This window comes from Chloroflexota bacterium (assembly GCA_014360805.1).
In the GTDB taxonomy this organism is placed as follows: Bacteria; Chloroflexota; Anaerolineae; order DTLA01; family DTLA01; genus DTLA01.
Genome location: JACIWU010000001.1, coordinates 44188 through 69979 on the forward strand (window position 1 = coordinate 44188; position 25792 = coordinate 69979).

24 protein-coding genes are annotated in these 25792 nt (G+C 64.8%); 16 read left to right on the plus strand and 8 right to left on the minus strand.

Annotation, left to right across the window (positions count from 1 at the left end; all coding sequences use genetic code 11):
- Positions 1–131: 131 nt before the first annotated feature.
- From H5T65_00210 to H5T65_00235, 6 genes are all read left to right on the plus strand, one after another.
- Entirely contained in the window at positions 132–1055 is a 924-nt protein-coding gene (locus H5T65_00210; GenBank protein MBC7257652.1) for an ABC transporter ATP-binding protein, read from the plus strand.
- Positions 1052–1888, plus strand: coding sequence for an ABC transporter permease (locus tag H5T65_00215; GenBank protein ID MBC7257653.1), 837 nt, complete (start codon positions 1052–1054; stop codon positions 1886–1888). The genes H5T65_00210 and H5T65_00215 overlap by 4 nt, the downstream gene beginning before the upstream one ends.
- 122 nt (positions 1889–2010) lie before the next feature.
- A complete protein-coding gene (locus H5T65_00220; protein ID MBC7257654.1) occupies positions 2011–2484 on the plus strand; it encodes a hypothetical protein in 474 nt (157 codons plus the stop codon).
- A gap of 98 nt (positions 2485–2582) precedes the next feature.
- Positions 2583–4097: a glycosyltransferase family 39 protein gene (locus H5T65_00225; GenBank protein MBC7257655.1), complete on the plus strand. Its 1515-nt coding sequence runs from the start codon at positions 2583–2585 to the stop codon at positions 4095–4097.
- 34 nt (positions 4098–4131) lie between these two features.
- A complete protein-coding gene (locus tag H5T65_00230; protein ID MBC7257656.1) occupies positions 4132–5640 on the plus strand; it encodes a glycosyltransferase family 39 protein in 1509 nt (502 codons plus the stop codon).
- A 69-nt stretch (positions 5641–5709) separates the two neighbouring features.
- The gene (locus H5T65_00235; GenBank protein ID MBC7257657.1) at positions 5710–7023 is read left to right on the plus strand and encodes a hypothetical protein; all 1314 of its coding nucleotides are present in this window, start codon (positions 5710–5712) and stop codon (positions 7021–7023) included.
- Positions 7024–7044: 21 nt separating this feature from the next.
- Here the strand turns inward: H5T65_00235 and H5T65_00240 are convergent, their stop codons facing one another.
- The 5 genes from H5T65_00240 to H5T65_00260 are packed head-to-tail and all read right to left on the minus strand — an operon-like array spanning position 7045 to position 12641.
- Positions 7045–8853 (minus strand): DUF4445 domain-containing protein, encoded by a 1809-nt coding sequence (locus H5T65_00240; GenBank protein ID MBC7257658.1) that lies wholly within the window; start codon positions 8851–8853, stop codon positions 7045–7047.
- A 25-nt stretch (positions 8854–8878) separates the two neighbouring features.
- Positions 8879–9442, minus strand: coding sequence for an ECF transporter S component (locus tag H5T65_00245; GenBank protein ID MBC7257659.1), 564 nt, complete (start codon positions 9440–9442; stop codon positions 8879–8881).
- A 48-nt stretch (positions 9443–9490) separates the two neighbouring features.
- Positions 9491–10666, minus strand: coding sequence for a SpoIIE family protein phosphatase (locus H5T65_00250; GenBank protein MBC7257660.1), 1176 nt, complete (start codon positions 10664–10666; stop codon positions 9491–9493).
- Positions 10663–12381, minus strand: a complete 1719-nt coding sequence (locus H5T65_00255) for a 4Fe-4S binding protein (protein ID MBC7257661.1) — start codon at positions 12379–12381, stop codon at positions 10663–10665. Before H5T65_00255 ends, H5T65_00250 begins: the two co-directional genes overlap by 4 nt.
- Entirely contained in the window at positions 12378–12641 is a 264-nt protein-coding gene (locus H5T65_00260) for a (2Fe-2S) ferredoxin domain-containing protein (protein ID MBC7257662.1), read from the minus strand. The genes H5T65_00255 and H5T65_00260 overlap by 4 nt, the downstream gene beginning before the upstream one ends.
- 349 nt (positions 12642–12990) lie before the next feature.
- Here H5T65_00260 and H5T65_00265 point away from each other — a divergent pair, with 349 nt between their 5' ends.
- From H5T65_00265 to nagA, 6 genes are all read left to right on the plus strand, one after another.
- On the plus strand, positions 12991–13764 hold the full coding sequence (locus H5T65_00265) for a DJ-1/PfpI/YhbO family deglycase/protease (protein MBC7257663.1): 774 nt from the start codon (positions 12991–12993) through the stop codon (positions 13762–13764).
- Between the two features lie 160 nt (positions 13765–13924).
- Positions 13925–14842, plus strand: a complete 918-nt coding sequence (locus H5T65_00270; GenBank protein MBC7257664.1) for an ABC transporter ATP-binding protein — start codon at positions 13925–13927, stop codon at positions 14840–14842.
- Positions 14839–15648 carry an ABC transporter permease gene (locus tag H5T65_00275; protein MBC7257665.1) on the plus strand — a complete coding sequence of 270 codons (810 nt, stop codon included), beginning with the start codon at positions 14839–14841 and terminating at the stop codon, positions 15646–15648. Before H5T65_00270 ends, H5T65_00275 begins: the two co-directional genes overlap by 4 nt.
- 53 nt (positions 15649–15701) lie before the next feature.
- Entirely contained in the window at positions 15702–16583 is an 882-nt protein-coding gene (locus H5T65_00280; protein ID MBC7257666.1) for an Fpg/Nei family DNA glycosylase, read from the plus strand.
- A 33-nt stretch (positions 16584–16616) separates the two neighbouring features.
- On the plus strand, positions 16617–17513 hold the full coding sequence (locus H5T65_00285) for a radical SAM protein (protein ID MBC7257667.1): 897 nt from the start codon (positions 16617–16619) through the stop codon (positions 17511–17513).
- Positions 17514–17567: 54 nt separating this feature from the next.
- Complete coding sequence (gene nagA, locus H5T65_00290) at positions 17568–18743, plus strand: N-acetylglucosamine-6-phosphate deacetylase (GenBank protein MBC7257668.1); 1176 nt, start codon at positions 17568–17570, stop codon at positions 18741–18743.
- On the opposite strand, the gene larA is transcribed toward nagA, so the two are convergent.
- From larA to lsrF, 3 genes are read right to left on the minus strand one after another with little or no spacing between them, the layout of a single operon-like run.
- Complete coding sequence (gene larA / locus H5T65_00295; protein MBC7257669.1) at positions 18722–19993, minus strand: nickel-dependent lactate racemase; 1272 nt, start codon at positions 19991–19993, stop codon at positions 18722–18724. The two genes, nagA and larA, sit on opposite strands and share 22 nt — an antisense overlap.
- Positions 19994–20013: 20 nt before the next feature.
- Positions 20014–21282: an iron-containing alcohol dehydrogenase gene (locus tag H5T65_00300; protein MBC7257670.1), complete on the minus strand. Its 1269-nt coding sequence runs from the start codon at positions 21280–21282 to the stop codon at positions 20014–20016.
- A 21-nt stretch (positions 21283–21303) separates the two neighbouring features.
- Positions 21304–22092, minus strand: a complete 789-nt coding sequence (gene lsrF, locus H5T65_00305) for a 3-hydroxy-5-phosphonooxypentane-2,4-dione thiolase (protein ID MBC7257671.1) — start codon at positions 22090–22092, stop codon at positions 21304–21306.
- A gap of 150 nt (positions 22093–22242) precedes the next feature.
- Between lsrF and H5T65_00310 the strand changes: the two genes are divergently transcribed.
- The 4 genes from H5T65_00310 (at position 22243) to H5T65_00325 (ending at position 25684) form a co-directional block, all read left to right on the plus strand.
- Positions 22243–22932, plus strand: a complete 690-nt coding sequence (locus H5T65_00310; GenBank protein MBC7257672.1) for a hypothetical protein — start codon at positions 22243–22245, stop codon at positions 22930–22932.
- A gap of 16 nt (positions 22933–22948) precedes the next feature.
- Positions 22949–23557 (plus strand): hypothetical protein, encoded by a 609-nt coding sequence (locus H5T65_00315; protein MBC7257673.1) that lies wholly within the window; start codon positions 22949–22951, stop codon positions 23555–23557.
- Between the two features lie 34 nt (positions 23558–23591).
- Positions 23592–24089 carry a hypothetical protein gene (locus tag H5T65_00320; protein ID MBC7257674.1) on the plus strand — a complete coding sequence of 166 codons (498 nt, stop codon included), beginning with the start codon at positions 23592–23594 and terminating at the stop codon, positions 24087–24089.
- Between the two features lie 257 nt (positions 24090–24346).
- Positions 24347–25684: a CpXC domain-containing protein gene (locus H5T65_00325; protein ID MBC7257675.1), complete on the plus strand. Its 1338-nt coding sequence runs from the start codon at positions 24347–24349 to the stop codon at positions 25682–25684.
- The last annotated feature ends 108 nt before the right edge of the window (positions 25685–25792 follow it).

The following is a 25792-nucleotide window of genomic DNA, read 5'->3' on the forward strand; positions in this document are numbered from 1 at the left end:
AATAGCCCGCAGGGCTTCGCCCATTCAGCCCGATGCTTCAGCGTCGGGCGGGCTTGGGAGAGGGTTAGGGTGAGGGTTCCGCCGCGCCCCTGGCCTTTGGCATTCTAGGCGCCCTATGGTAAACTGACGTTATGACCACATCGCTCGCCATTGAGACCAGTAGCCTCCGCAAGGAGTACGGCCCCAAAGTGGCCGTTGCCGACCTGTCGCTCAGCGTCCAGCGCGGCGAGATATTCGGCTTCCTCGGCCCCAACGGCGCAGGCAAGACCACCGCCGTGAAGATGCTCCTGGGGCTCATCGCGCCGACCGCGGGCGCGGGGCGAATCCTGGGCCGCCCCCTCGCCGACATGGAAGTCCGCCGCAAAGTCGGATTCCTCCCTGAGCACTTCCGCTTCTACGACTGGCTTACCGCACGGGAGTTGCTCCACTACCACGGCAGGCTCCTCGGCATGACGGATGCGGCCTGCCGCGCCCAGATTCCCGAACTCCTGAACATGGTGGGCCTCCTTCGCCACGCTGACCAGCGCATCAAAACCTTCTCCAAAGGCATGCTCCAGCGCGTGGGACTGGCCCAGGCGTTGCTCAACGACCCCGAACTGGTCTTCCTGGACGAACCCACGTCGGGCCTTGACCCTATCGGGCGACGCATGGTGCGCGACGTCATCCACCATCTGCGCGAGCGTGCCTGCACCGTGTTCTTGAACTCGCACCTCCTCAGCGAAGTGGAGATCACCTGCGACCGCGTGGCGTTCATCCGCGAGGGGGTCGTCGTCCGCACGGCCAGCCTGCGCCAACTAGCACAGGGCGAGACTGCCGTGCGCATCCGCGCTGCGGGCATTACGCCCGAGACCCTGGACGGCCTGAACCGTTGGGGCCGCGAGATTCGCGCCGACGGCGAGCACATCCACATGGTCGTGGACGAAGAGGACAGCCTGCCTGCCATCGCCAACTGGATCGTCGCCAGCGGCGCGCGCCTGTACGCCCTGACGCCCGAACGCATCTCCCTGGAAGACCTGTTCATGCAGATTGTGGGCACTTCGGGAGAGACCGAATGAACCGCATCGCGCTCATCGCCCGACTCACGTTCCACGAGGCGCGCCGCCGCAAGATCATGTGGGCGGCCGTCCTACTCGGCCTCGCCTTCCTCGCCATCTACGCGCTGGGACTCTACTTCCTGCGCGGCGAAATCCTTGAGGGGATGGAGCGGTACCCGCAAGGCACGCTCACCGGCCTCAACATGCTCGTCATGATGGCGCTGTATGCGGTGAACTTCCTCATCATCGTGATGACCGTCCTCACATCGGTGGACACCGTCGCAGGCGAAGTGGCCTCTGGCGCCATCCACGCCATCGCCGCCAAGCCCATCCGCCGCGCCGAAATCCTCCTGGGCAAGTGGCTGGGATTCGCCGTCATGCTTGTCCTGTACGCGGCCCTCATGATCGGCGGGGTCGTGCTGGCCACCCGACTCCTCACCAACTACACGCCCCCGAACGTCCTGCGCGGCAGCCTGCTGATGATCCTGGAAGGATTCATCGTGCTGCACCTGTCGCTGCTCGGCGGCACGTTCCTGTCCACGCTCGCCAACGGCGTCTTCGTGCTCGGACTGTTCGGCGTCGCCTTCATCGGCGGGTGGATGGAGCAGTTCGGCGCGATGATGCACAACGAGACCGTCGTGAACATCGGCATCCTCAGCAGCCTCATCATGCCTTCCGAGGCCATCTGGCGCTGGGCGGCGTACCTGATGCAGCCGCCCATCCTGCGGACGTTCAACGTCAGCCCGTTCGGCAGCAACGCACAACCCAGCCTGGCCATGGTGGTGTACACGCTGGCGTACCTGGCTGCCGCCCTGGCGTTCGCCATTCGCAACTTCAGCCGCAAGGACCTGTAGGCTCACGAGGAACCGCGAACCCACGCGAATCTCGCCTTCGCGCCACCCGCGGTTTGCCTTGCCGCGCCTTTGTGCTACACTTCGCTCGCAAGTCTCGATTCGCGACGCGGAGGCATAACCCCATGTCGGGCATCGTCAGAAACACACGCGCGGCCTGGCCCATCTGGGCGGCGCGGGTTGCCGTCGCCGTCGTGTGCGCCTGGAACCTGTCGGCGGCGTTCCCGTTCACCCTGGCCCCGGCCCGCTACGCCCCCGCCTTTGAGGTGATCGGCGCTGGCGGCGAGGCTCTCGTGCGCGGGATGGGCATCCTGTTCCTCATGTGGCAAGTGCCGTTCCTGCCCGTCATCCGGCACCCCCGACGCCATCGCGCTTGCTTCCGGGTCATCCTCGCCATGCAAGCCATCGGCCTGGCCGGCGAGACGTGGATGCTGGCGACGCTGGTGCCCGGACACGAGGCCCTCCGCGCCACGGGCATGCGGTTCGTCGCCTTTGATGCAGCGGGGTTGGCGCTGCTCGCCGCCGCCTACGCCCTCGCGCGAAGGGCGCCCGCAGGCCGGGCTTCCGGCCCGCCTACGGGCTCTCGCAGTATGGCCTGACGCCGCCTGCCCGTGCAGCCACCCGCTTGACGCTTGAACCGATGGAGGCTAAACTCCACACACCGACCCATGCGAATACTGCATATCGGAGGATTCCCATGACAACCGAAACCCGCGATACCCGGCTTGCATGGCTGCGACGGCACCACGAGGTCATCCTCCTGGGCATCATCCTCCTCGCCGCCCTCGCCCTGCGCCTGTACGGCCTGGAGCGCAGCAGCCTTTGGCTGGATGAACTGATGCAAGTTCAGGCCGCGCGCCGCCCGTGGTGGGCCGTGCCAAAGGCCGCCCTGGGACATGATGGCTCAGCGCCTCTAGACTACCTTATCACGCACTTCGTGTACTACCACATCGGCCGCTCCGAGGGCATCCTGCGCCTGCCGGCCGTGCTGTGGGGCGTCCTCTCCGTCGCAACGGTTTACTTCCTCGGCAAGCGCATGTTTGACAAGACGACGGGATTCCTGGCCGCCGCGCTCCTCACCATCCTCCCGTCCCACATCTACTACTCGCAAGAGGTGCGCCCGTACAGCCTACCCGCGCTCATGGTGCTGCTGGCGACCTTCGCGTTCTACCATGCCGTGAGTAGGAACACCCGTGGGGCATGGGCGCTGTACGGGATTACCCTGGTCATTGGGATGTACTCCCACTACTACGTGGCCATTGTGGGCATTCTCCACGGCGCGTACCTGGTGCTGATGGCGCTGGCGAAGCGCCTGCCGTGGAATCGCCTGCTCCCGTACGTGGTCGCGGCGTGCGCGGCGGGACTGCTGTTCCTGCCCTGGCCCCTGTCGGACACGATCACGACATCCCAAACTTTTCGCATGCCGGGCGTAGGTACCTTGTTCTCCGCACCGTTTGTGTCCACAGGGGTGAACTACAAGTTCACCCTGTTACATCCGCTCACGTGGTTTGCAGGGTTCGTGTGGCTTTCCGCACTTGCGGGAGTCGTTCTAGTTATCACGGGAGGCTCGGCCGCACGGAATAACATAGGGCTCCTTGCTGTGGTCGTTCTATTCGGACTAACAGCGGTTGTCACACTGGACTACACAGCACCCTACTTCTTCTCCACCCGCCAATTCCTTCCCTTTGCGCCGCTGCTGATACTCCTGGGGTCGGCGGGGGCGCTCGCCATCGTTCGCGCCGTGTCGCGACGCCTGGCGCCGCACCTGCCCGGCGATGCCGTCGCGGCCGCGGCCGCTGTCGTACTCGTCCTCTTCGCTGCCGGAACTCTTTCCGGCGCGCTGTCGGACATCTACCGTTACAAGAAGGAAGACTGGGGAACCGCAAGCCGGTATCTAATCCAGTATGCCCACCAAAACGATGTCATCATCGCTCGCCATCCGTATTTCAAATACTACTACGCACCCGAACTAGCCAACCAGATTATCGCGCTCACAGACGTGGGTACAATCCAGACCCAGGCCAACAAACATGCCCGCGTGTGGATCCTGGCGGAAACCGTGTGGCGCAGATATGGCTACGTGCCCGACGTGGTCGCGTGGATCGAAGCCACAAAACCGCTGGAAGTCAAGAGGTTCAGCGGCCTGCGGCTCTACCTCTATTCCGCCACACTCACGCCCCAGCAATTGGAAGCGACTCTGAAGCAGTGGTAAGATGTATTATGAACCCTTGCAAGGGAGGATTCTCATGACAACCGAAACCCGCCATACGCCACTCGCATGGCTGCGACGGCACCACGAGGTCATCCTCCTGGGCGCCATCCTCCTCGCCGCCCTCGCCCTGCGCCTGTACCAACTGGAGCAGGACAGTTTCTGGATTGACGAACTGACCCAAATCAACCATTCCCGCGTGCCGCTCCTTCGGGTATTCAAGGCCGCCCTGCTTGATGATGGGAGCACACCCCTAGACTACCTTGTTACCCACTTCGTGTACTACTACATCGGCCGCTCCGAGGGCATCCTACGCCTGCCGGCCGTGCTCTGGGGCGTCCTCTCCGTCGCGACGGTTTACTTCCTCGGCAAGCGCATGTTTGACAAGACGACGGGATTCCTGGCCGCTGCGCTCCTCGCCATCCTTCCGTCCCACATCTACTACTCGCAAGAGGTGCGCCCGTACAGCCTACCCGCGCTCATGGTGTTGCTGGCGACCTTCGCGTTCTACCATGCCGTGAGTAGGAATACCCGCGGGGCGTGGGCGCTGTACGGGATCACCCTGGTCATCGGGATGTATTCCCACTACTACGTGGCCATTGTGGGCATTCTTCATGGCGCGTATCTGGCGCTGATGGCGCTGGTGAAGCGCCTGCCGTGGAACCGCCTGCTCCCGTATGTCATCGCGGCGGGCGCGGCGGGACTGTTGTTCCTGCCCTGGGTACTGGCAGACCAGTTCAGATCGGGCTATGCGTTCCAGATGCCCAGCAAGAGCGTCTTGCTTTCGGCAGCCTTCGTACCCCGCGGCGGCGATGCCCTCATCGCAAACTTCCGCCCGCTGACCGTATTCGTGGGTTTCGTCTGGGCCTGTGTGCTGGTGAGCGTGGGCTTGAGCATCAGGGGTGGCTCGGCCGCACGAAATAACATGGGGCTGCTCGCACTGGTAGTCCTCGGCGGAATGGCCGTGGCAGTCGTACTGGACTACCTGGGTTCCCACTTCTTCCCCACTCGCCATTTCCTTCCCTTTGCGCCGCTGCTGATACTCCTGGGGGCGGCGGGGGCGGTAGAAGGCATGCGCGGAGCAGCCCGTTCCGTCCGCAGAGAGCCGACGGAGGCCATGAACACCCTCATAGTAGTATTGCTCGTGGCACTCGCAGCATGGACGCTGGCAACACCGATTTCGGAGGTGTATCGGCACAAGAAGCAGGATTGGCGCGGTGTAGGGCGATATCTTCTTCGTAACGTCGCACAGGGGGACGTAGTACTCCTCCGCATGACATTTGATGTGGAATTCTACGCACCTGAGTTGAAAAACCATATCCAGCCCCTTCGCAGTCTGAAAACCATCCAAGATGCAGCAAAAGCCCATCAGCGTGTGTGGATAGTGGATTGGTCAAGCGCGCTCCGGCGCTACGTGCCCGATGTGGCCCATTGGCTGGAAGCGGAAAAGCCTCTGCGAATCCGAGGGTTCACCAGCATGGAACTCTACCTCTACTCCGCCACACTCACGCCCCAGCAATTGGAAGCCACCCTGAAGCAGTGGTAAACCCCTTGCGGGGGATGCGGCGCGACGGCCGGCCACTCGCGCGCCTGCCCGCGCTGAAAGGAGGCACCTATGGCAACGTCGCCGGCCCGGAAGTCCAATCGGGTAACCCTGTCGCTCCTGTTGCTGCTTGCGGCCTTCGGTGCATGGCTGGCCGTGATTGCAGTCCTTCCCCATGCGCAGGCATGGACCCACTGGGTGCCCATCTCGCCATATGGCTGCATCAACCCTGACATCGCGGCCGATCCCTTCGGGGACGTGTACGCCGTCTGGGAACGCGAGGCCAACGGCGATATCTTTCTCGCGCGGCGGCACGGCGACGCCTGGCTTTCGCCCGTCAACCTCAGCAACTCGGCGGACGCATCCAGAACACCCCGCGTTGCCGCCGACTTGCGCGGATGGCTCCACGTCGTCTGGGCCGAAGGCAACGAGGGCCAGTCCGACATCTACTACACATCGTGGAACCGCTCGGCCTGGTCCACGCCCCGCAACCTTTCGCAATCCGCTGCCACCGAGTCGCTGGCCCCCGCCATCGCCGTGGACGACGCCAACAGGGTGCACGTAACGTGGGTGGAGAAAGCCGGCACAAACCGCGAGGTTCTCTACACGTCCGGCCAAGGCGACGGGTGGGCTGCGCCGCTGAATCTGTCCAACACGCCCGGACGGTCAGAGGACCCCGACATCACGCTGGATGCCAACGGGAATGTGCATGTGGCCTGGCAGGAAGGTATGCCGGCCGCGCCCGAAATCCTTCATCGCTACCTTACGCCGGACGGCTGGGCGCCCGTCGCCAACGTGTCGCGCAACCCCTCGTTCTCGCGCCATCCGGCGGTCGTCGGAGACCGACAGGGCCGCGTGATTGCCGTGTGGGAAGATAACGCCACCGGCACGTCGGAGTTGCATGCGGCCATGTGGGATGTCGGCGAGTGGTCCCCCGCACGGAATGTCGTCATCATGCCCAGCGGCGCCAGTAGCCAAATTGACCTCGTCGTGGATGACGCCAACGTGCTCCACGTGCTTTGGGACGACCTCGTGGTGGATCAGTGGGAAATCTACTACATCCGGTGGAATGGGGCGGCGTGGTCCGGCGTGCGAGAACTGTCCCATAACTGGGGGTACTCGTTCTGGCCGGCGCTTGCGTTGGACAGCCGGGGCATCCTTCACGCCGTGTGGACCGACTCGGAGCCGTTTTTCCCGTCCGAGGGCATTGTGTATTGCTGGCAGGCCGCCGATTCCCCGCTGCCCCTGTATCCATCTGCCACGCCTGCCCCGACAGCCACACCCACGGCGACCGCCACCGCCGCGCCCACCGCACCGAGCACGCCAACGCCAACTCCCACGCCAACGCCATTCCTCCGCTACTTGCCCATTGTCATGCGCCCGTGAGCACGCGGAGTCGAGGAAACCTTACGGCAGCAGAAGCATAGCCTTCGCAAACGTGTCCGGAAACTCGGGCAGAATCGTCAACTCCAGGTAGTCCGCGCGGGCTGCGATGGCACGCGCGCGCTCCCGCTCGTCCAGCGACACCAGCGCCAGCCGCGCGCCCACCGCCGCCGCATTCCCCACCTGCTGCACCTTAGAGGCCGGCACCGGCGGGAGAAGCCCGATTTCCAGAATGCTGTCCACACTCAAGTACGTGCCGAACGCGCCTGCCAGGATCACCGCATCCACATCGGAAACGGCGACGCCCGCCTCGGCCATCAGCAGTTCAATGCCCGCGCGAATGGCCCCCTTCGCCAGTTGAATCGCGCTCACGTCTTTGCGAGAGAGCGCGACCGCTCGCCCGTGCCCCGACTCGTCCGGCGTCGCCAGCACGAATTCAGGCCCGTCGGCCCCTTTGTGGACGCGGGGGTGATCCAGCATCTTGCCCGCAGCCGTGAGCACGCCAGCCCGCCGCAGCGCCGCCACCGCGTCCAGCACGCCAGACCCGCATATCCCGACGGGCGGCGCGTTGTCCACCGTCTGCCAGTGCACCTGGCCGTCGTCCAGGCTCACCCACTCTATGGCGCCCGAGGCCGCGCGCATCCCGTCGCGAATATGCGCACCCTCAAAGGCCGGCCCCGACGCCGTGGAGCAACTGATGAGTCGCGACGGCGTCTTCAGCACCAGTTCCGTATTGGTGCCGATGTCAAGGCCCAGCACGATGCCTTCCATGTCCGGTATGCGCGTGCCCAGGAGCATCGCCACATGATCGGCGCCCACAAACCCCGCCACGTTGGGTAGGAGATGCACATAGGCCCCCTCCGCGATGTCCAGGCCCACGTCGCGCGCCTTCACATCCAGCGCGGCGCTCTCGGTGGGGACGTAGGGAGCCGCGCCCAGTTGGCTCACGGGCAGGCCCAGGAACAGGTGGTGCATCGCCGTATTGCCCACGACGACGGCTTCCACGACTTCACGGGGCGTTCGCCCCACCCGCCGACACAGCGCGCCCGCCAAATCCCCGATGGCACGCACCACAACCTGCTGCAACTCCCGCGCCTGCTGCTCCCCCTGCATGGCGTAGCCGATGCGCGCCATCACGTCCTCGCCAAAGGCAATCTGCGGGTTCATGACGCCGTCGGCGGCCAGCGAACGCCCGCTCTCCAAATCCACCAGGTGCGCGGCGATCTTGGTCGTGCCCAGGTCAACCGCAAGTCCCAGCGGCCGCTCATCAGGCGGGCCGAAGCGCACCACTTCCGCCTTGCCCCCCACGCGGCGAACATGCGCCACGCCTCGCCACCCCTGCGCCCGCAGGCGATCCGCCAATGGCCGCAACGCCGCGAAGTCCACCGCAACATCGGCGAAGCCGCACGTCCCGCGCAAGGCGTCGCGCAGACGAACGGCATCGGCGCGGAGGTCGGTCAGGGCGGCGGGCGGCAGTTCCACAGCGCAGGCCACAACCGGCGGGTTCGGCGTAACCTGGACGGCCTGGCCCTCCACCTGTAGGCGCTGCGTGGTGCTGAGGGAATCGGCGGGGACGTACACCTTCACGCCCCCGCGAACGCGCGTCTGGCACGCCAGTCGCATTCCCTGCGCAACGGCGTCAGCGCCCAGTCTGCGAATCTCGGTTTCGGATGGCGACGAGACATCGCCGGCCATCACGCGCACGCGACAGCGCCCGCACGACCCGGTTCCGCCGCAGATCGCGGCAAGCGCGACACCCGCGCGCCTGGCCGCGTCCAGCAGTGTCTCGCCCGAAGCGCACTCCGATCGCAGTCCAAGCGGCTCAAAGTCAATCCAGCATGTGCCCACCACGAGCCTCCTACGAACGACCACGGCGGCGCTGGCTCAGCCCCACGAGCGCCTGCACGCCAAACGCGATCACCCCACCGGCCAGAGCCGTGCCCAATTGCGGCCAGCGCATCATGTTGGCAAGGGCTTGCGGAATGGCGACGGTAGCCACCTCGCCGCCGACGGCCACCCGCAGCGGCCATGCGACGAGAACCCCGACCGCCGCGTACAGCCAGGCGAACTTCACCACCGCCGCCGCCACCAGCGCCGCGATGCGGCTGCGCCCCCGCAACAGGCGGAACACGCTCACAAAGGCCGCGTTGCCCACGGCGATGAACGGAATCATGACCCACAGCGGCAGGGGCAGAATGCCCCGCAGCGCTGCGCCCATCGGCGTAACCATGCCCACCACAATCGCCTGACTCAACCCACACCACTCCAGCGTCAACAGCAACAGCGCGTTGACCAGCGGGCCGGTAAGGTACTGCGGCAACCCCATGTTGGTGATGGCGAGGGCCGCCGCCAGGGCAAGCGCCAACTTCGCCGCGGCCATCCAGGCCGCACTCCGATTCCAAACGAGCGACTTGGTCTCCATCTTACGTCTCCCCAAAGATATGCATGCAACTGCGGCATGCCGCCGGTGCTAGATCGTCTCCAGTGTAACCGATTTGTTCCTTTGCTCCAACTGGCGGATCAACTCCTTGACGTAGAGCATCCGCATGGACTCGCCCCGAATCACATCCGCCACCTGATTGGGGTTGATGGCTGTGCCCACCAGAAAATGAATCTCGTCCGCGGAGAGGAGAATTCGCGCGAGGCGGCTGGCCGCATCCTCGCCTGGAGGCACGTCGTTCGCCGTCTGCGCGTGCTCCAGCAGGCTCACCGTCTGCCCCAGCGTGAGAATGCCCTCGGTAACCAAATCCACCCCGTCCAGCCGCGCTGTGGGGGGCGTGCCGCGCGCCCGAGGCGCGCCGCCCTTGCGTTTGCTCGGCGGCACCCAGTCCACCCGGAGTTCTTGCCCCAACACGCGCGCCGCGATCTGGGCGGTCGTCCCCCCGCAGATGACCTTCGCCCCGCGCGCCTTCATCAGTTTCGCGACGGCGGCCTCATCCTGCGAGCGGTCGGCGGGTGGCCCGGTCCACACATTCGCGACGACGGTCCGCCGAACGCGCATGACCACCGCCGTACTGTCGTCGCCGGGCTTCCCTTCGTACAGCCGCAGGGCCGTGTTGGACAGGGCGCGCGCCAGGCTATGCGCGTCCCCGGCCGTCTGCGCCCAACGTCGAACCGACACGGCGATATTCTGCCAGCCCCAGCCCAGGCGGTACAACCCGCCTACCCCCGCATGCACGTAGCCATCGCTGACCATCACCATGTAGTCGCCTTCTTGCAGAAGGAAATGCGCTTCGTGAATCTTGCGCCCCTCCACCTCACGCTCCACGCGGGGCACGTCCCATATCTTCCCCTCCCGAATCAGAATCAGGGGCGGGGTATCGTACTCCACGAGATAGGCGTCGCGCCCTCGTTGCACCAGCAGCACCGCGAAGGTCGCGTAGGCCAGTTTCCTCACGCTGCACTCGGGCAGCGTGGCGACCAGCGTGCTGATGACCTCCTCCACCGACGCGCCGCGCTGGAACATGGAGGCAGCGATCTCCGCCGTGAGCGTGGCCATGATGTTCGCCTTCACCCCGCTGCCAAGGCCGTCCGAAAGCACAACAATGAAGGACTGCGGCGTCGTGGCCACGCGCACGCAGTCGCCACAGAGTTCCTCCCCGTGCTTGGCCAGGCTGTTCCACGCGATCTCAACAAACAGCCTCATGGCTCGGACTCTTCCTCCAACAACTTGGCGAGCCGCGACAGCATGATCTTCGCGTCCGCCGTCGTCTCGCCCAGCAATTGCGCGATCTCGTGGGCCACGCGCATCTGCTTGATGACCACCTCTTGGGTTCGCTGGAGCGTTTCCTCGCGAATGCGTTCCAACTGGGCTCGCTGCTGCTCGTGCTCGGTAACATCCCGCAGGATGCCCACGATAAGGTTCTGGTCTTTCACGGCGACGATAGTCTGCTCCACGATGAGGCCGTTGAGGGCAAGGCGCTGGCGGATGATGGGCTGGCCGGTTCGGCGCACCGACTCAAACCCCTGCAATACGACGGGCGGGGCGACCTCGTCCAGCGGGTGCCCCATGACCTGCGGGAGCGAACACCGTAGCATCGCCTCTGCCGAGGGCGACATGTCTTGGATGTGGAGCCGCGTGTCCACCGTAATCACCGGGTCCTGCGTTACAGCCATGATCACCTGGCGGAGCGACTCGGCCCGCTTGCGCGTGTACGGGATGCACATCGTAGCCTCTGCAAGCCCGCGCAAGGTAGCAATGGCTTTGTCTCGGCAGGTGGGATAGCCGCACGCGCCACAGTTCAGTTCGTCTTCGGGCGTGTACTTGTCCACCCGATGCAGGACTTCGCGGATTTGCTCCTCGGTAAAATCCGGCAGCGGAACGCTTTTGTCCCGATAGGTCCGAGTTAGCGGCGGCCACTCCGACCGAGACGGCAGCGGTTGGGGCTGGCGCCGCGCCGCATACTCCAGCACCCGCTGTCGCGCCTGGTACACGCCGATGTCCTTGCCCATCCCCGGGCCGTTGATGCACCCGCCCTCGCAGGCCATGAGTTCCACGAGCGACGCCCGCAGGGTTCCGGCGCGAATGCTCTGGAGCACGTCTTCACAGGCAGATAGCCCCGATGTCGTTACGATTTCGCTCGCAAGAATATCGGTGTCCAGATTCGCCGTGCCCACCAGGCCCCCCTCCACAGGGAACACGCGGGCATTGGCGCGGGGCACGTGCTCGTGCAAATCGGGGGGCGCAGGCATGGCAACCGCATCCGATTGCAGCCATTCCGACAGTTCCTCGTAGGTCAGCGCCGCGTCAATCACGCCCTCAACCGCCTCTTCGCGGATTTCGCCCTTCTTGGCGAAACACGGCCCGATGAAGACGAGAAAGGCCTCCTCGCCATACCGCTGGCGCAGCCAACGCCCGTGCGCGATCATGGGCGAAACCACAGGGGCCAGATGCGGGATCAGATCGGGGTAGTAAATCTCAATCAGATTCACCACCACAGGGCAGGACGAGGTAATCACCGGCCACCGACTGGGTTCGGCTTCCATCACTTCGCGGTGCGCATGGCCCACCATCTCCGCGCCGAAGGCCGTCTCGTGCGCCGCCGAGAACCCCAACGCGCGCAGAGCCTGCTCCATCTGCGCGAAGGACTGGATGCCGAAATAGGCCGGCGCCGAGGGCGCAACGCTGGCGACGAGCGTTCGGCCTGCGGCCAGCGCCTCGCGCACCGCCGGACGGTCGTCGCGCACGCTTTTGGCGCCCTGCGGGCACGCGCGCACGCACGAGCCGCACACAATGCACAACTCCGCCACGACCTGCGCCTGCCCGCTCTGCACTCGGACAGCCTTCACGGGGCAAGTCCGTACGCATCGGTAACAGTCGCGGCAACGCGCGACATTTGTGCTCACTACGGAATGCGTCATGGTTTCTTCTCACGCTCCAGACGAGGCAGAATCTCCTTCTCAAAGAACGACTCCGCCTCCAGAAAATGAATCTCCCGATATTGCTGGTCTCCCACCTTCACCGAGATGCCCTTGGAACACTGCTCCATGCAAAACGCGCCCACCAGCCGCACGCGGTCTTCCAACCCCGCCTTCTGAATCAGCCGCTCCAGCGCGTCCGCAAACTCGTCCGAACCCCGCACGCTGCAAGAACTTCCAACGCAGATCGTAACCGTAATCATCGCAACCTCCCTGGTGCCTGATGGGCAGAGCATCACTGCGACGGATGGACAATTATGTCAACACCACTTTCGCACCCCACACGGACCAGCGCCCACCTACTGTAGCACAAACCGGCGCAGTTGCCAAATCCATTCGTGAAATCTGGAACGAGCCAAGGCGCAGATCAGGTTCCCGCACCCGACATTGCCGAACCCCGGTGGCTAACGATAGAGCCGCCCACCCACCCGTAGGTCGGATTTCCATACCCGACTGGCCTACCCCCCGCGATTGCGCCCCCGTGGCGTATCCGCTATACTGTATGTGTCCGATACTCCCTGTCAAATCTTGCGACCACAAGGAGGTTTGCTCATGACGCTCAAGGGAAAACGCGTGGCTGTATTGGCCGAAGAGATGTACCAAGAACTGGAACTCTGGTATCCGACGCTCCGAATGCGCGAGGCCGGAGCCGAGGTAAAAATCGTCGGCACAGGCAGTAGCCCCACGTATGCGTCCAAACACGGGTACCCAGTTACCGTGGATGTGCCGGCAGACCAGGTGTCCGCCGCCGACTTTGACGCGGTCATTATCCCTGGGGGCTACGCGCCCGACCGCATGCGCCGCTACCCTGCTGTCCTGAAACTCGTGCGTGAGGCGTTTGAGCAGGGCAAGGTCATCGCCGCCATCTGCCACGCGGGTTGGGTGCCGATCTCCGCGGGCATTCTCAAAGGGCGGCGGGTAACCAGTTTCTTCGCGATCAAGGACGACATGATCAACGCAGGCGCCACCTGGGTTGACGAGCCGGTCGTCCGCGACGGGAACCTCATCACGTCGCGCATGCCCGACGACCTTCCCTACTTCTGTAGCGCCATCATTCAGGCGCTGGGCGGCGGGGAGGTGAGCGCCGACATCGTGGAGACGACGACAGCGAAAGAGGCCCTGGCCATCGCCGTCCGTGCCGAGGAACAGGCCGCCGCGTTCTACAAGGCCGCCGTCAAACGTACCCAGGACCCCGAGGCCAAGGCCATGTTTGAGGAACTGGCCAGGGAAGAACTCGGACACAAGGCGCGGCTGGAGAAAGAATACGTCCACCTCAGCGGCGATCCAAACTGGGCGCGCTACGTGCTGTGGAGCAATCTCCCCTAGCGCAGGCTTTCGGTGGGCGGGGCGTCAAGTCCCGCCGCACCACGCAGCGCCGCCAACGGACGTCCGCGGGTTTCCGCCCATCGGAGTAGAGCATGCTTGTTGTCTTCCCATATGGGCCTGCCGCGAGTGTTGGGCAACACAGATGTGTGGAGGTACACAGGTGAACGATATCGCTATCCAAGTTAACAGTTTTCGGAAACGCTATGGCTCAGTGGTAGCAGTGGACGACATCAGTTTTGAGGTACGCCACGGCGAGATTTTCGGGTTGCTAGGGCCCAACGGGGCAGGGAAGACGAGCACATTGGAGTCTCTAGAAGGACTCCGCTCTGCCGACGGTGGAATGCTACGTGTAATGGGAGTAGATCCCTCCCGGGAAGCCCGTAAACTGCGCGGTCTGATTGGCGTACAACTACAGACCTCTGGGCTCCCAGGCAGCATGACCGTCTGTGAAGCGATGCAATTCTTCTGCGCCTACCACCGAGTTCCCGTGCGCGTGGATCTGCTACGGCGACTGGGCCTCGGCCAGAAGATGTCAGCCCAGTATGCGACCCTATCTACAGGCCAGCAGCGACGCCTCACCCTGGCGCTCGCAACTGCCCACAACCCACCCGTGCTTTTCCTGGATGAGCCAACAGCCGGGTTGGACGTAGCGACCCGCATAGACCTGCACGAGATGATGAGCGAACTGCGACAGGCGGGGACGACGATTCTCCTGGCTACGCACGATATGGCCGAAGCCGAGAAGATGTGCGACCGCGTGGCCATCCTCCTTCGCGGGAAAATCGCCGCCATCGGGACCCCGCGGGAGTTGACAGCGACAGGCTCAAGACTGACGAAGGTTTCCGCACGCACGGAACATGGAAGCCTCATGCATCATACGACACCATTCCCTGGCGTGGCAGTGCAGACTAGTCGGGACGACTATATTGTATACTTCACGACAACAATAGGGCCAACGCTCTCGGCGATTCTCGCCCACATTGAGGCTCACGGCGATGCGCTCATAGACTTGCGAGTGGAACGACCCTCGCTCGAAGAACGGTTTCTGGAAATCACCAACGCGGGAGGTGTCCAATGAGAGCGTTCGTCAATCACTTCGCCTTTGAGTTCCGCACCGGCCTACGCAACAAGGACCTGCTTCTGCTCAACTACCTGTTCCCCCTGGGGTTCTACCTCATGATGGGCGTGATGATGGGCCAAATCAACCCGCTGTTTGTGGAAACCATGATACCCGCCATGGCCCTCTTTGCGGTCCTATCGGCCACCATACTGGGCCTGCCGAACCCCCTGGTAGAAGCGCGCGAAGGAGGCATCTTCCGCTCGTTCAAGGTCAACGGCGTGCCGGCCGTCTCCATCCTGAGCATCCCGACCCTGACGACTGCCTTTCATGCGGTTATCGTGGCATTCATCGTTGCTCTCACGGGCACCCCGCTGTTCAAAGCGCCTGCCCCGGTCAACTGGGTTGCTTTCGCACTGCTGTGCCTGCTGACAGCATTCACGTGCGCCGGAGTGGGCGCGCTCATCGGCGTGATCTCTGCGAACACGCGGGTTACCATCCTGTGGTCACAACTCGTCTACCTGCCCTCCATGATGCTGAGCGGGATGATGGTGCCCACAACCATCCTGCCCGCCGCACTCCGCAAAGTGGGCCTCTTGCTCCCGCCAACGTATAGCCTCTATGCATTTCAAGGCCTGTCGCAGGGGCAGGCCACAGAGGTCAACCCATGGGTCGCCGTGGCGATCTTGAGCGTAGGGGGCCTTCTCGCCTTCGGCATGGCGTTGTATCTGTTCAGTTGGGACCGGCAGAATGCGACGCGGCGGGGGCACCCGGCGATGGCTCTCGTTGCGCTTGTGCCGTACATCGTGGGAGCCCTGGCGCTCTAGCCCAGCGCGCCTCGCTCATCCCGCCATGCTTCGCATCCGACGGCAAGCCACAAATGATCCCGGACATCCCGACGCCGCCAGCCGGCCCCGTGGGGGCAGGGATTCCGAAGGAGGCCGCAATGCCCGAGTACCCCGACATCTACATCCTGGCCCGCAGCATGAACGAAGCCCTGCCCGGCCTGACAATCACAGGGGCGGATGTCAATCAGCCCAAGTGTGTGAACCTGCCGCCCGACCGGTTCCGCGAGGCCATCCTTGGGCGGGTGTTCGGCGCAGTGGGCCAGAAGGGCAAGTGGGCGCTGGCCTCCCTGGACGGCGGTCCTGTCCTGGCGCTGAATCTGGGCATGGGCGGCGAGGTGCGGCTACACAGCCCCGACGAAGTCCCAGACCCCGCACGCGAGCGGGTTGTGTTGCGCCTGTCGGGCGGCGCGCAACTGTGGATTCATTTCTGGTGGTTCGGAAGTGTGCATGTGATCCCGCCTGGTGGGCTGGACGCACACCCGCAGATCGGAAAACTGGGCCCGGATCCGATGGCCGGGGATTTCACGCCGGAGCGCCTCGCCGAGATGCTCCGGGGCCGGCGCGGCGCAATCAAGAAGTACTTGCTGGATCAGTCCTTCATCGCGGGCATCGGCAACGTGTACATCCAGGACATCCTGTGGCACGCGCGCCTGCACCCCCTGCGCCCCGCCAATACGCTGGACTTCGCCGATGTGCAGCGGCTGCACGCGGCCATTCGCTACGTCTTGGAGGAGGGCATCCGCTGGGGCGGCGGTCCGGGCGAGCAGGACATCTGGGGTAACAAGGGCACGTACCATGAGCACTTGCAGGTGGGCTACCGGACGGGGCAACCCTGCCCGGCCTGCGGCACACCGATTGAGGAACTGCGTGTAGGGTCCACTACAAGTTACATCTGCCCGCGCTGCCAAACCTGAGCGCCGCAGGCGAAGGTTCTAGGGAGCCATGGAATGCTGACCGGAATTCACTTCTTGCTAACGTATGCATGTACCAGCGAATGCGATCACTGCTTCGTCTTCAGCAGCCCCCGCGCCACGGGCACCTTCACGCTGGACCAAATCGCGCAGGTGTTGGCGCAGGCGGCCGACCTGGGCACAGTGGACGCGGTCTATTTTGAGGGCGGAGAGCCATTTCTGTACTACCCGCTTATGTTGGAGGGGATTCGCCTGGCGCGCGACCTGGGATTCAAGACCGGCGTGGTTACCAACGCTTACTTCGCCACCACGGTCCAGGATGCGATGCTTTGGTTACGGCCTCTGCGGGACTTGGGCATTTCGGATTTGAGCCTCAGCGACGACGCCTTCCACTTTGACACACCAGACAACGCCGCCAAGCGCGCTCTGGAAGCCGCCAAGTTGTTGGACCTGCCTGTGGGCACCATTTGCATAGAGATGCCGCGCGTGGCAACCGAACCTGGCGCGAGGGAGAAAGGCGCGCCGATTGTGGGCGGCAACGTCATGTTCCGAGGCCGAGCCGCCGAGAAACTGACCGAGGGGCTTCCGCGCCAAGATTGGCGAAGGTTCACCGAATGCCCCCACGAGGACCTGCGCAACCCCGAGCGCGTCCACGTGGACGCTTTCGGCTGGGTCCATCTCTGCCAAGGGTTGTGCATGGGGAATCTGTGGGAAAAGCCGCTCGCGGCGCTGGTACGAGAGTATAGTCCCGACGCGCATCCGGTCGTAGGCCCATTGGTACGGGGCGGCCCAACCCGCCTGGCCGAGGAGTACCGGTTGCCGCACGCGGAGGGCTATGCGGATGCCTGCCACCTGTGCTACTCCATGCGCCTCGCCTTGACGGACCGCTTCCCCGACCTCTTGGCGCCGAGGCAAGTCTATGTACGGGAATAGCATGAGGCGCACAGGCTTGCCGGTGCACCCGCAACGGCTGCGCCAGGGAGCACGATGAGCCTCCTGCTTTGCAATGCCACGCTGCTGACGCCCGCGGCGCAGGTGGACCGCGGCGCGCTCCTCGTCTCCGACGAGGGCCGCATCGCCTACGCCGGGCCGGCGGAGCGCGCGCCCGACGTAGGCGGCGGCTCGCTGAACCTGGAAGGCTACACCCTTGCGCCGGGGTTCATAGACATCCACACCCATGGCGGGAATGGGATCGCGTTCGGGGGAACCGGCGACGCTACCGGCGAACTCCGCGCCTACTCCGAGTGGGCGGCGGGCCATGGCGTTACCGCCTTCCTCTGCTCCCTCGCCGCTCCCAACGCGGATGCTCTACTCCGCCTCGTGCGCGCCTACGCCGACGCGCTGGACACGGACTTGCCGGGCGCGCAGGCCCTGGGCATCCACCTGGAAGGCCCGTTCCTCAACCCCGATAGGTGCGGTGCCTTCCCGCGCTCCTGGCTGCGCCTCCCGACGCCGCACGACGTGGACACGCTCATTCGCGCAGGTCGCGGCTGGATTCGCATGGTAACTCTGGCCCCCGAACTCCCCGGCGCGACCGATGCCACAGCGAGATTTCGGGAAGCGGGCGCTGTCGTCGCCATGGGCCACACCGATGCCGACTGCGACGCGGCAGCGGCCGCCTTGCGCGGGCCGTTCACGCATGTAACCCACGCCTTCAATGCCATGCGCGGGTTCCACCATCGCGACCCAGGCGCTCTCGGCGCCGTCCTCGCATCCGACCATGCCACTGCCGAACTCATCGCCGACGGGGTCCATGTCCACCCCGCCGCGATGAGGGTACTCCTGCGCTGCCTGGGGCCAGAGCGGGTCGTGCTCATCACCGACGCATCGCCTTGGGCCGGACAACCTGACGGGACTCACGAGTGGCTGGGGCAAACGGTGGACGTGCGAGGCGGCCGCGCCACGCTTCCCGACGGCGGATTAGCCGGCAGCACGGCCACGCTGGATCGCTGCGTGCGCAACGCCGTGGCGCTCGCAGGTGCTAGCATGGCCGACGCCGTCCGCATGGCGACGCTCAATCCGGCCCGCGCGCTCGGCGTGGACGGACGCATGGGACAACTGTCCGTCGGCTCCGATGGGAACCTGGTGGTGCTGGGCGCCGATGGAGAGGTGGCGATAACGTTCGTGCGAGGCAACAAGGTTTACGACCGAGCGCCGACGTAGGGAATCGTCATCGGGCCTTCGGGCAGGACGCAGATGGTGGCGTCGGGGCCGTAGCGTTCCACAAGGCTCGCCACGGTGGCCTCTATGGACTCGCACGGGTTCAACATCACGCTGCGCAGCGTATCGCCGTCCAGGTAGTCGCTCCTCACATACACGTCGGCTTTCATCTGGATTTGCGCCTGAATCTGCGCCTCCCACTGATCCTGCACAGGATGTTCCAACGAAGCGAGGATTTCCAGCAGGGCGCGCGGAGTGGGTGCCAGTTGTAGCAGCCGCTTGAACTCGCCGTGGTCGGGAATCCCGTCCCAGCATTCGGCCGCAACAATGATGCTACCGCCGGGCTTCACCACCTGGGCGGCGGCCGACATCCCCTTGACCGCCTGGTACAGGTTCAAGTCCAGGGGGTAACCGGAGTTGCTCGTGATCACGATATCAAAGGGGTGGGGAACCGGCACCAACGCAGCATCGGCGGCAAACTTCGCGCCGGCCGCGTGAGCCTGGAGCATGTCCCCCGCGAAGACGCCCGTAATCTGCTTGTCGCGGTTCAGGGTTACATTGAGCAGAAAGGTCGGCGCGGTCATCAGCGCCACTTCCCGCATCTCCTCCCACACCGGATTGCCCTCGGTTACGCCCCACGTAGCGCGGGGGTCGCCGATCATCCGCGCGTCGTGGTTGCCCAGCACCGCGTCCGCGCTGGCAACCCCGGGTAGCACCGCCTTGGGCCCGCCGGAAAAACCCGCGAAGAAATGCGGCTCAATGAATCCGGTCAGGATTCGCACGTCCGCGCGCATGTAGTCGGCATTGACGCGAACCTCGTGCCCGTACGACGTGCGCCCCAGATACACCAGGTCGTCCGACCACGCGTCATGCTGCACAATCCGGTACGACTCCGCAACCTCGCGCCCAAGCATGGCGCGGAGTTCGTCCGGCGTATTGGGTCGGTGGGTGCCCAGCGCGTTGATGAGCGCGATCTGCGAGCGCGGCACGTGGGCGATTTCGGCCAGCAGGACGGGCAGCATCCGGTCCCGCGGTTGAGGCCGCGTGAGATCGCTGAAGACGATGGCCACGGTATCCGAAGACTTGACCAACTCCTTCAGCGGCGGGCTGCCGATGGGCGCTCGCAGTGCGGCGCGGATGGCCTCGGCCTCATCGGGCAGTCCAGGCACGTACCGCGGCTCCACCACCGTAACGTTGCGGTCGGGCAAATCCACCCACAGCCCTTGCTTCCCATACGCAAGGCGCACCCTCATACCGCCTCCCCACTCGCCCGTCAGCGAACCGACTTGATGCGCGTCAGGTCGCCGTCGCGCGCCGCCTCCAGCAACGGCCTCATGTACTCCTCCACCGTTTCGGGCGTCAGCGGCACCGGCATGTTCTCCAGTTTCATCCGCAGTTGCGGATCTTTGGCGGCCTCCAACGCCCGCTCAATGTGCGCCTCCGAGAAGCCGGGGACTTGACCGAGCGCGGTCGGCAATCCAATGCGCCGATGGAACGCCATCATGGCCTCGGCCACCGCGATGCCCAGGTCGCGCCCGTGCAGGCGTGCCAATGGCGCGTCGGTGATGCCGGCCTCGCGGAAGACCTCGCCCACAATGCGAAGCGGGCCTTCCACGGCCGGGGCGAAGAACACTGCGTAGTACGGGTTCATGATGCCACACGCGCGCCCGTGGCTCAGGATGTCCACCAGCGAGAAACTCGTGAGATGCGCGCCGCCGGTTCCCCCCAGCATGATGGCGTAGGCCCCCAGGTCGGTCGCCAGTCCCAGGGCCACGCGTGCCTCCAAGTCGGCTGGATTTCTGACCGCGCGCTCGGCGAAGTTCACGGCCAGTCCGAACACCAAGCGCGCGACCTCGGCCATGGTGTCGTAGTACGGCTTGCCCACCGAATCGTACAGCACCTCTAGGGCATGGGCCATCCCGTCCACCACGCCGTCGGCGGTCAGGTCAGGCGGCATGGAGCGGGTAACGCCGTAGTCAAACGCAGCGCGCGCGGGCACAATGGCCGGGTCCACGATGAGTTTCTTCTGCCCCGTGCGCGCGTCGGTGATGTTGGAGTACTTCGTCAGGTGGGCGCCGGAACTGGCGGCTGTCTGCACGGCCAGCATCGGCGCCAACGCTGCGCCGGTCTCCGCCAGCCGCGCCGAGACCCGCCCCACGCCGAAGTACTCGTCCATCGTCCCGCCGAGCGCCCACAGCACGCAAGCGGCCTTGACCGCGTCCAGCGTGCTCCCGCTGCCGATGGCGACGACGGCATCGGGCGCAAGCGTGGCCAATTCCGCAGCAATGCGCGCCACATCCTCGCGGGGCGCGTTCGGGGCTGCGCCCACAACCTGGCCGACCGCGTGGACGCCCGCGTCCGCCAGCGACTGGGAGACTTGCTCCACCACATCGGCCCCGTGCGAGCGCGGGCGCACAAGGGCCACGCGGCGCCCCAGTTCCGCCGCCAGCGCCCCCGTCTCCCGAAGCGCGCCGACGCCAAAGACGTACCGCTCGCCCTTGAACTCGCGGAGAATCTGCGTTGCGCGTGTAAACAAGTCCATCGTCTGCACCCGCAATTGGGCCTACTCGGCGACAAGTCGGCGGAATATCGCCTCGGCCTCGTCGGCGGTGGCCCCCTCGTGTACGATAGCCCGCAGCGCTTGCGCCATCGCCACCGGATGATCGTTCTGCCAGATGTTGCGCCCCAGGTTGATCCCGATAGCCCCGCGCTGCATCCCATCGTACACGAAGTCAAAGACCTCGCGCTCCGTGTCGCATCGCGGCCCGCCCGCCATGACCACCGGCACCGGACAGCCCTCCACCACCTTCTCAAAATCCTTGCACCAGTAGGTCTTCACGACGCGGGCGCCCAGTTCAGCGGCGATGCGGCAGCACAGGGCCAGATACCGCGCATCGCGCTTTTCTAGTTCCTTGCCCACCGCCGTAACCGCCATCACGGGAATGCCGTAGGTCTCACAGGCGTTCACCAGATTCGCCAGGTTCATGAGCGTTTCATGCTCGTAATCGCTGCCGACGAAAATGGACACGCCCACCGCCGCGGCGTTCAGCCGGATGATGTCCTCAATAGATGTGGTAACCCCCTCGTGCGCCAGGTCCTTGCCCACCATGCTCGTGCCGCCCGACACGCGCAGGATGATGGGCTTCGTGTTCGCGGGGTCAATGCACGCCCGCAGGACGCCCCGCGTAACGAACAGCGCGTCGGCGTAGGGCAGGAGAGGCCGCGCCGTCTCGCCGGGCTTCTCTAGCCGTCGCGTCGGCCCCTGGAAATAGCCGTGGTCAATCGGCAGGAAGAAACAATGCCCATCGGGCTGAATCAACTGCGCCAAACGATTCCGCATCCCCCAGTCCATGCCAGCGTCCTCCTGTCGTGCGTGAGTTTTACGCGGCAAGTATAGGCGACCTCGCCGCATCGCGCAAGTGCTTTACAGTCTGACACTTGTGCTGTACAATGCGAGTCGGGGCTTTCTGGCAGCACCCTACGGGGCGCGGGAGGAATCAAGATGACAGCAAAGGGAAGTCTGGGGATTTTCATCGGGTGGCCCATCGCCACCCCGCTTCGGTTGCGCGAAAATGTGGAGGGCGGCCCACCACCGCCCCCCGACCCCGACTGGGTGGCCGACTTCCAATCCGCCCAGGGGCGCGCCCCCAACCAGCAGGACTGGCAGGACCATCTCCTGTCCCTCCGCTATCCGGGCACCGGCCCGAATGGCGAGTGGCTGGACCGCGACTGGCAGGTGTACTATCGGCTCGTGGACCTTCTCGGCGGCGACTTGCTCAGCCAAATCGGCAAACCCGGAGGGCACGGCGCTGCCTTCTACTCCGGTGTCGGCGTGCTCCTCGCCCTGTGGAAACTGGAGCCAGGCCCCGACGGCACGCGCATCGCCTACGTGCGCAACTTCCCCGCAGGCGGCATCCCGCCCAACACCACGGGTTGGACATGGGGCAACACCATCCTTATCCTGGAGAGCGAGCGCAACAACCGTCCACTCCTCATGCACGAATACACGCATGTCCTCCAGTATCGCCACAAAGGCATCCGGTATGTGCCCAACTACCTCAAGGGCGGCCTGTACAATTGGGACAACAACCCATACGAAATGCAAGGGGTGGAAGTCCAGCAGATTTACGAGTGGAACCCGTGGCTTCCGCCCATTTGGGAAATCGTGTGGGCGGGCGGGAGGTCTGGGTAGGATGAGCGCAAGGCACATGGGAAGGCGACTCGGCCTGTTGGTGCTCCTCGTCGGTGCGGCGTGCCTTCTCGCCGGCTGCGACGCTACCTACGACTTGGTCATAGAGAACCAGACGACCCAGCCCGTCTCCGTTGCCCTGTACGACCGCATCGTGTACGAACTGCAGCCCTGCTCGGTCCAGATCAGCACCATCGCGGGGCCTGCGACCCCATCGGACAAGGGGATGCACGTGTCGGTGCGGGCCGGCGACGGCGAAGTGCTTGTCCAGGCCGACGTGCAACCGCAGCGCCTTGAAGGCTACACACAGCCGGTGATCCTCATCCGCGTCCCGTCGGCAGGCTCCAGCGCATGCCCGGAGCCTGTTACCGGAATCTTCCTGCTCGTCGTCCGCAACTACTCGCAGAGCGAGGCGACCATCTGGCTGGGCGACGCCCGTCTGGGAACTGTGGCGCCGTTGGATCAGACGGCGTTCGGACCGCTGCCCGGCACGTGGGCCGACATCAAGCGGGTCCAGATTCGCGACGCCACCGGCAGTGCCATCTCCTACAGTGTTCGCGCCGAATACAGACTGGGCGACATTCCGCGATTCTTTGTGGGATTCACCGCGCCGCGTGCGCGCCAATAACCAAAGGGCAACGCGCCTCACGAAAGGAGGCCTCATGGCCAAGCCAACCAAACATGCAGGTACCCTATGCGTCATCCTGGGCATCATCGCCCTCGCGGGCATCGTGCTGGGGCTCCTGCGCTCCAGCCCACTCATCACGATCCTCCTGCTCATCCCCACCGCCGTGTACGAAGTGTACCGAACCGAGGGCGCATCCACCCGCTGGGCGTCCTGGGTGCTCCTGCTCGTCCTCATCGCCGAGGTCTTTCTCGTGGCGCTGGGTATCCACTTTGACCTGGCGGGCTTTCTCGGCGAGGAAGAGCGCTACGTCGCCGGGTACGAGGTCCCCATCGGCGACATCACCGTGGTCGGCCCCGCGATCTTGGCCGTCCTGTCGCTCATCTTGATTGCACGGACGCGCGGGCGCTACACCAAATCGCTGGCGGCCATCATCCTGGTAACCTCCTTTGCCATCGTGTACGCCATAGACCCCACGGTTTTCGCCCGCTGGATTCGGCTGGCCCTTGACCAGGGGCTGAATCTCATCAGGTAGGCCCGCTATCCATGGGATGAATCCGAAGACCCTCGGTGGCCATGCATGGCCCAAAACCCGAAAAGCGCCACCCGGCAAGCGCGAATTGACATTTTGCGCCCGCTGCGGTACACTGATGCCGGGCCTGCGTGCGACGCAGGCCGACATGTTGTGAAGCACGCGGAGCATCTGCGCCTCGCCGCACCTGTCTCACCGGACACGGCAACGGGGCAGTGGGCCCCGCTCCCTATATGCCGCACGATGAAAGGAAACGAGAAATGCTCAATCAAGGAATCACCCCTGCGACCTGCAGCCGATGTGGACACCAGTTTGGCGCGACCGCCGAGCGCATCCTGGACCTGGAAAAGGACCCGACCGCCAAGACCCGACTCCTCTCCGGGCGGGTGAACGTGGCGCGGTGTCCCGCCTGTGGGGCCGAAGGCGCGCTGAACCTGCCCTTTGTGTACCACGACCGATCCAAGGAGTTGCTCCTGGCCTACATGCCGCCATCCTTCGGCGCCAACGAGGCCGAGCGCCAGCGGGTGCTGGGCGAACTGACCAACGCCGTGATGAACTCGCTGCCGCCGGAACAGCGGAAGGCCTACCTCCTCCAGCCCAAGATGTTCTTCACCATGCAAAGCATGGCCGAGACCATACTTCAGGCAGATGGGGTTACGAAAGAGATGATGGAGGCCCAGCGCGCCCATGTGGACCTCATCAACGAGATGCTCCGCGCGACCGACCCCGCGGCCTTCCAGCAAGTCCTGGACCAGAACCGTGACAAGATTGACTTTGACTTCTTCCAGACGCTGACGGCATCGGCCGAGGCGGCGCAGGCCAACGGCCAGGAGCGTGTGGCCCAGGCGCTAAACTCTCTGAGCCTTCGGCTCATGCAGGAATTCGGCATCCCCGTGGGAGAGGAAATCGCCGGCGAGGGGAGCAGAGGCCTTTTGAGCCGCGAGGGCCTTGTCGCGCTGCTCCAAGAAGCCGACAATGACGACGACTTCCGAACGCTGGTGAGCGTGGGGCGGCCGCTGATGGACTACACGTTCTTCCAGGAAATCACCGCGCAGATGGAGGCGGCCAAGGCCCAGGGCGATCACGCCAAAGCCGAACGCTTGGCGGGCATGCGGGCGCGGATCGTCCAGGTTGCCGAAGAGATGGACGCCGCGTCCAAGCAGGTCATCAACCAGGCCACGACCCTGTTGAGCGGCGCGCTCCAGGCCGAAGACCCCGAAGCCTACCTCCGCGAGCATCTGAATGAGATCAACGAGGCCTTCTTCGTCGTGCTGAGCGCCAACCTGAACGCCGCCGAACGTGAGCAGCAGGACGAATGGGTGGAGCGCATGGAGCGCATCGGCGACATCGCGATCCGCCTCATCCAGGAGGCCGCGCCGCCGGAAGTCCAACTGCTCAACCAACTACTGGCCGCGCCCTATCCGGACGGCACCATGCAAATCCTGCGGGACAACGCGGCCCTGGTTACGCCCGAACTTCTGGATGCCATGGGCCTCATCGCGGAAGACCTGGTGCGGCAGGGCAACCTGGCCGTCGCCGACAAGACCAAGAAAGTCCTCGCTCAAGCCGAGGCGCTCCAGGCGGGGACCAACGCTTGACACGGTTCACAATCTGCGCTATACTGAATCTGCCATCCACCGCTGAGCGGGGGTGAGCCTGACTTACAAACGAATAGCATCCGTAGATCCCAGGCGCTTGGATCCAAC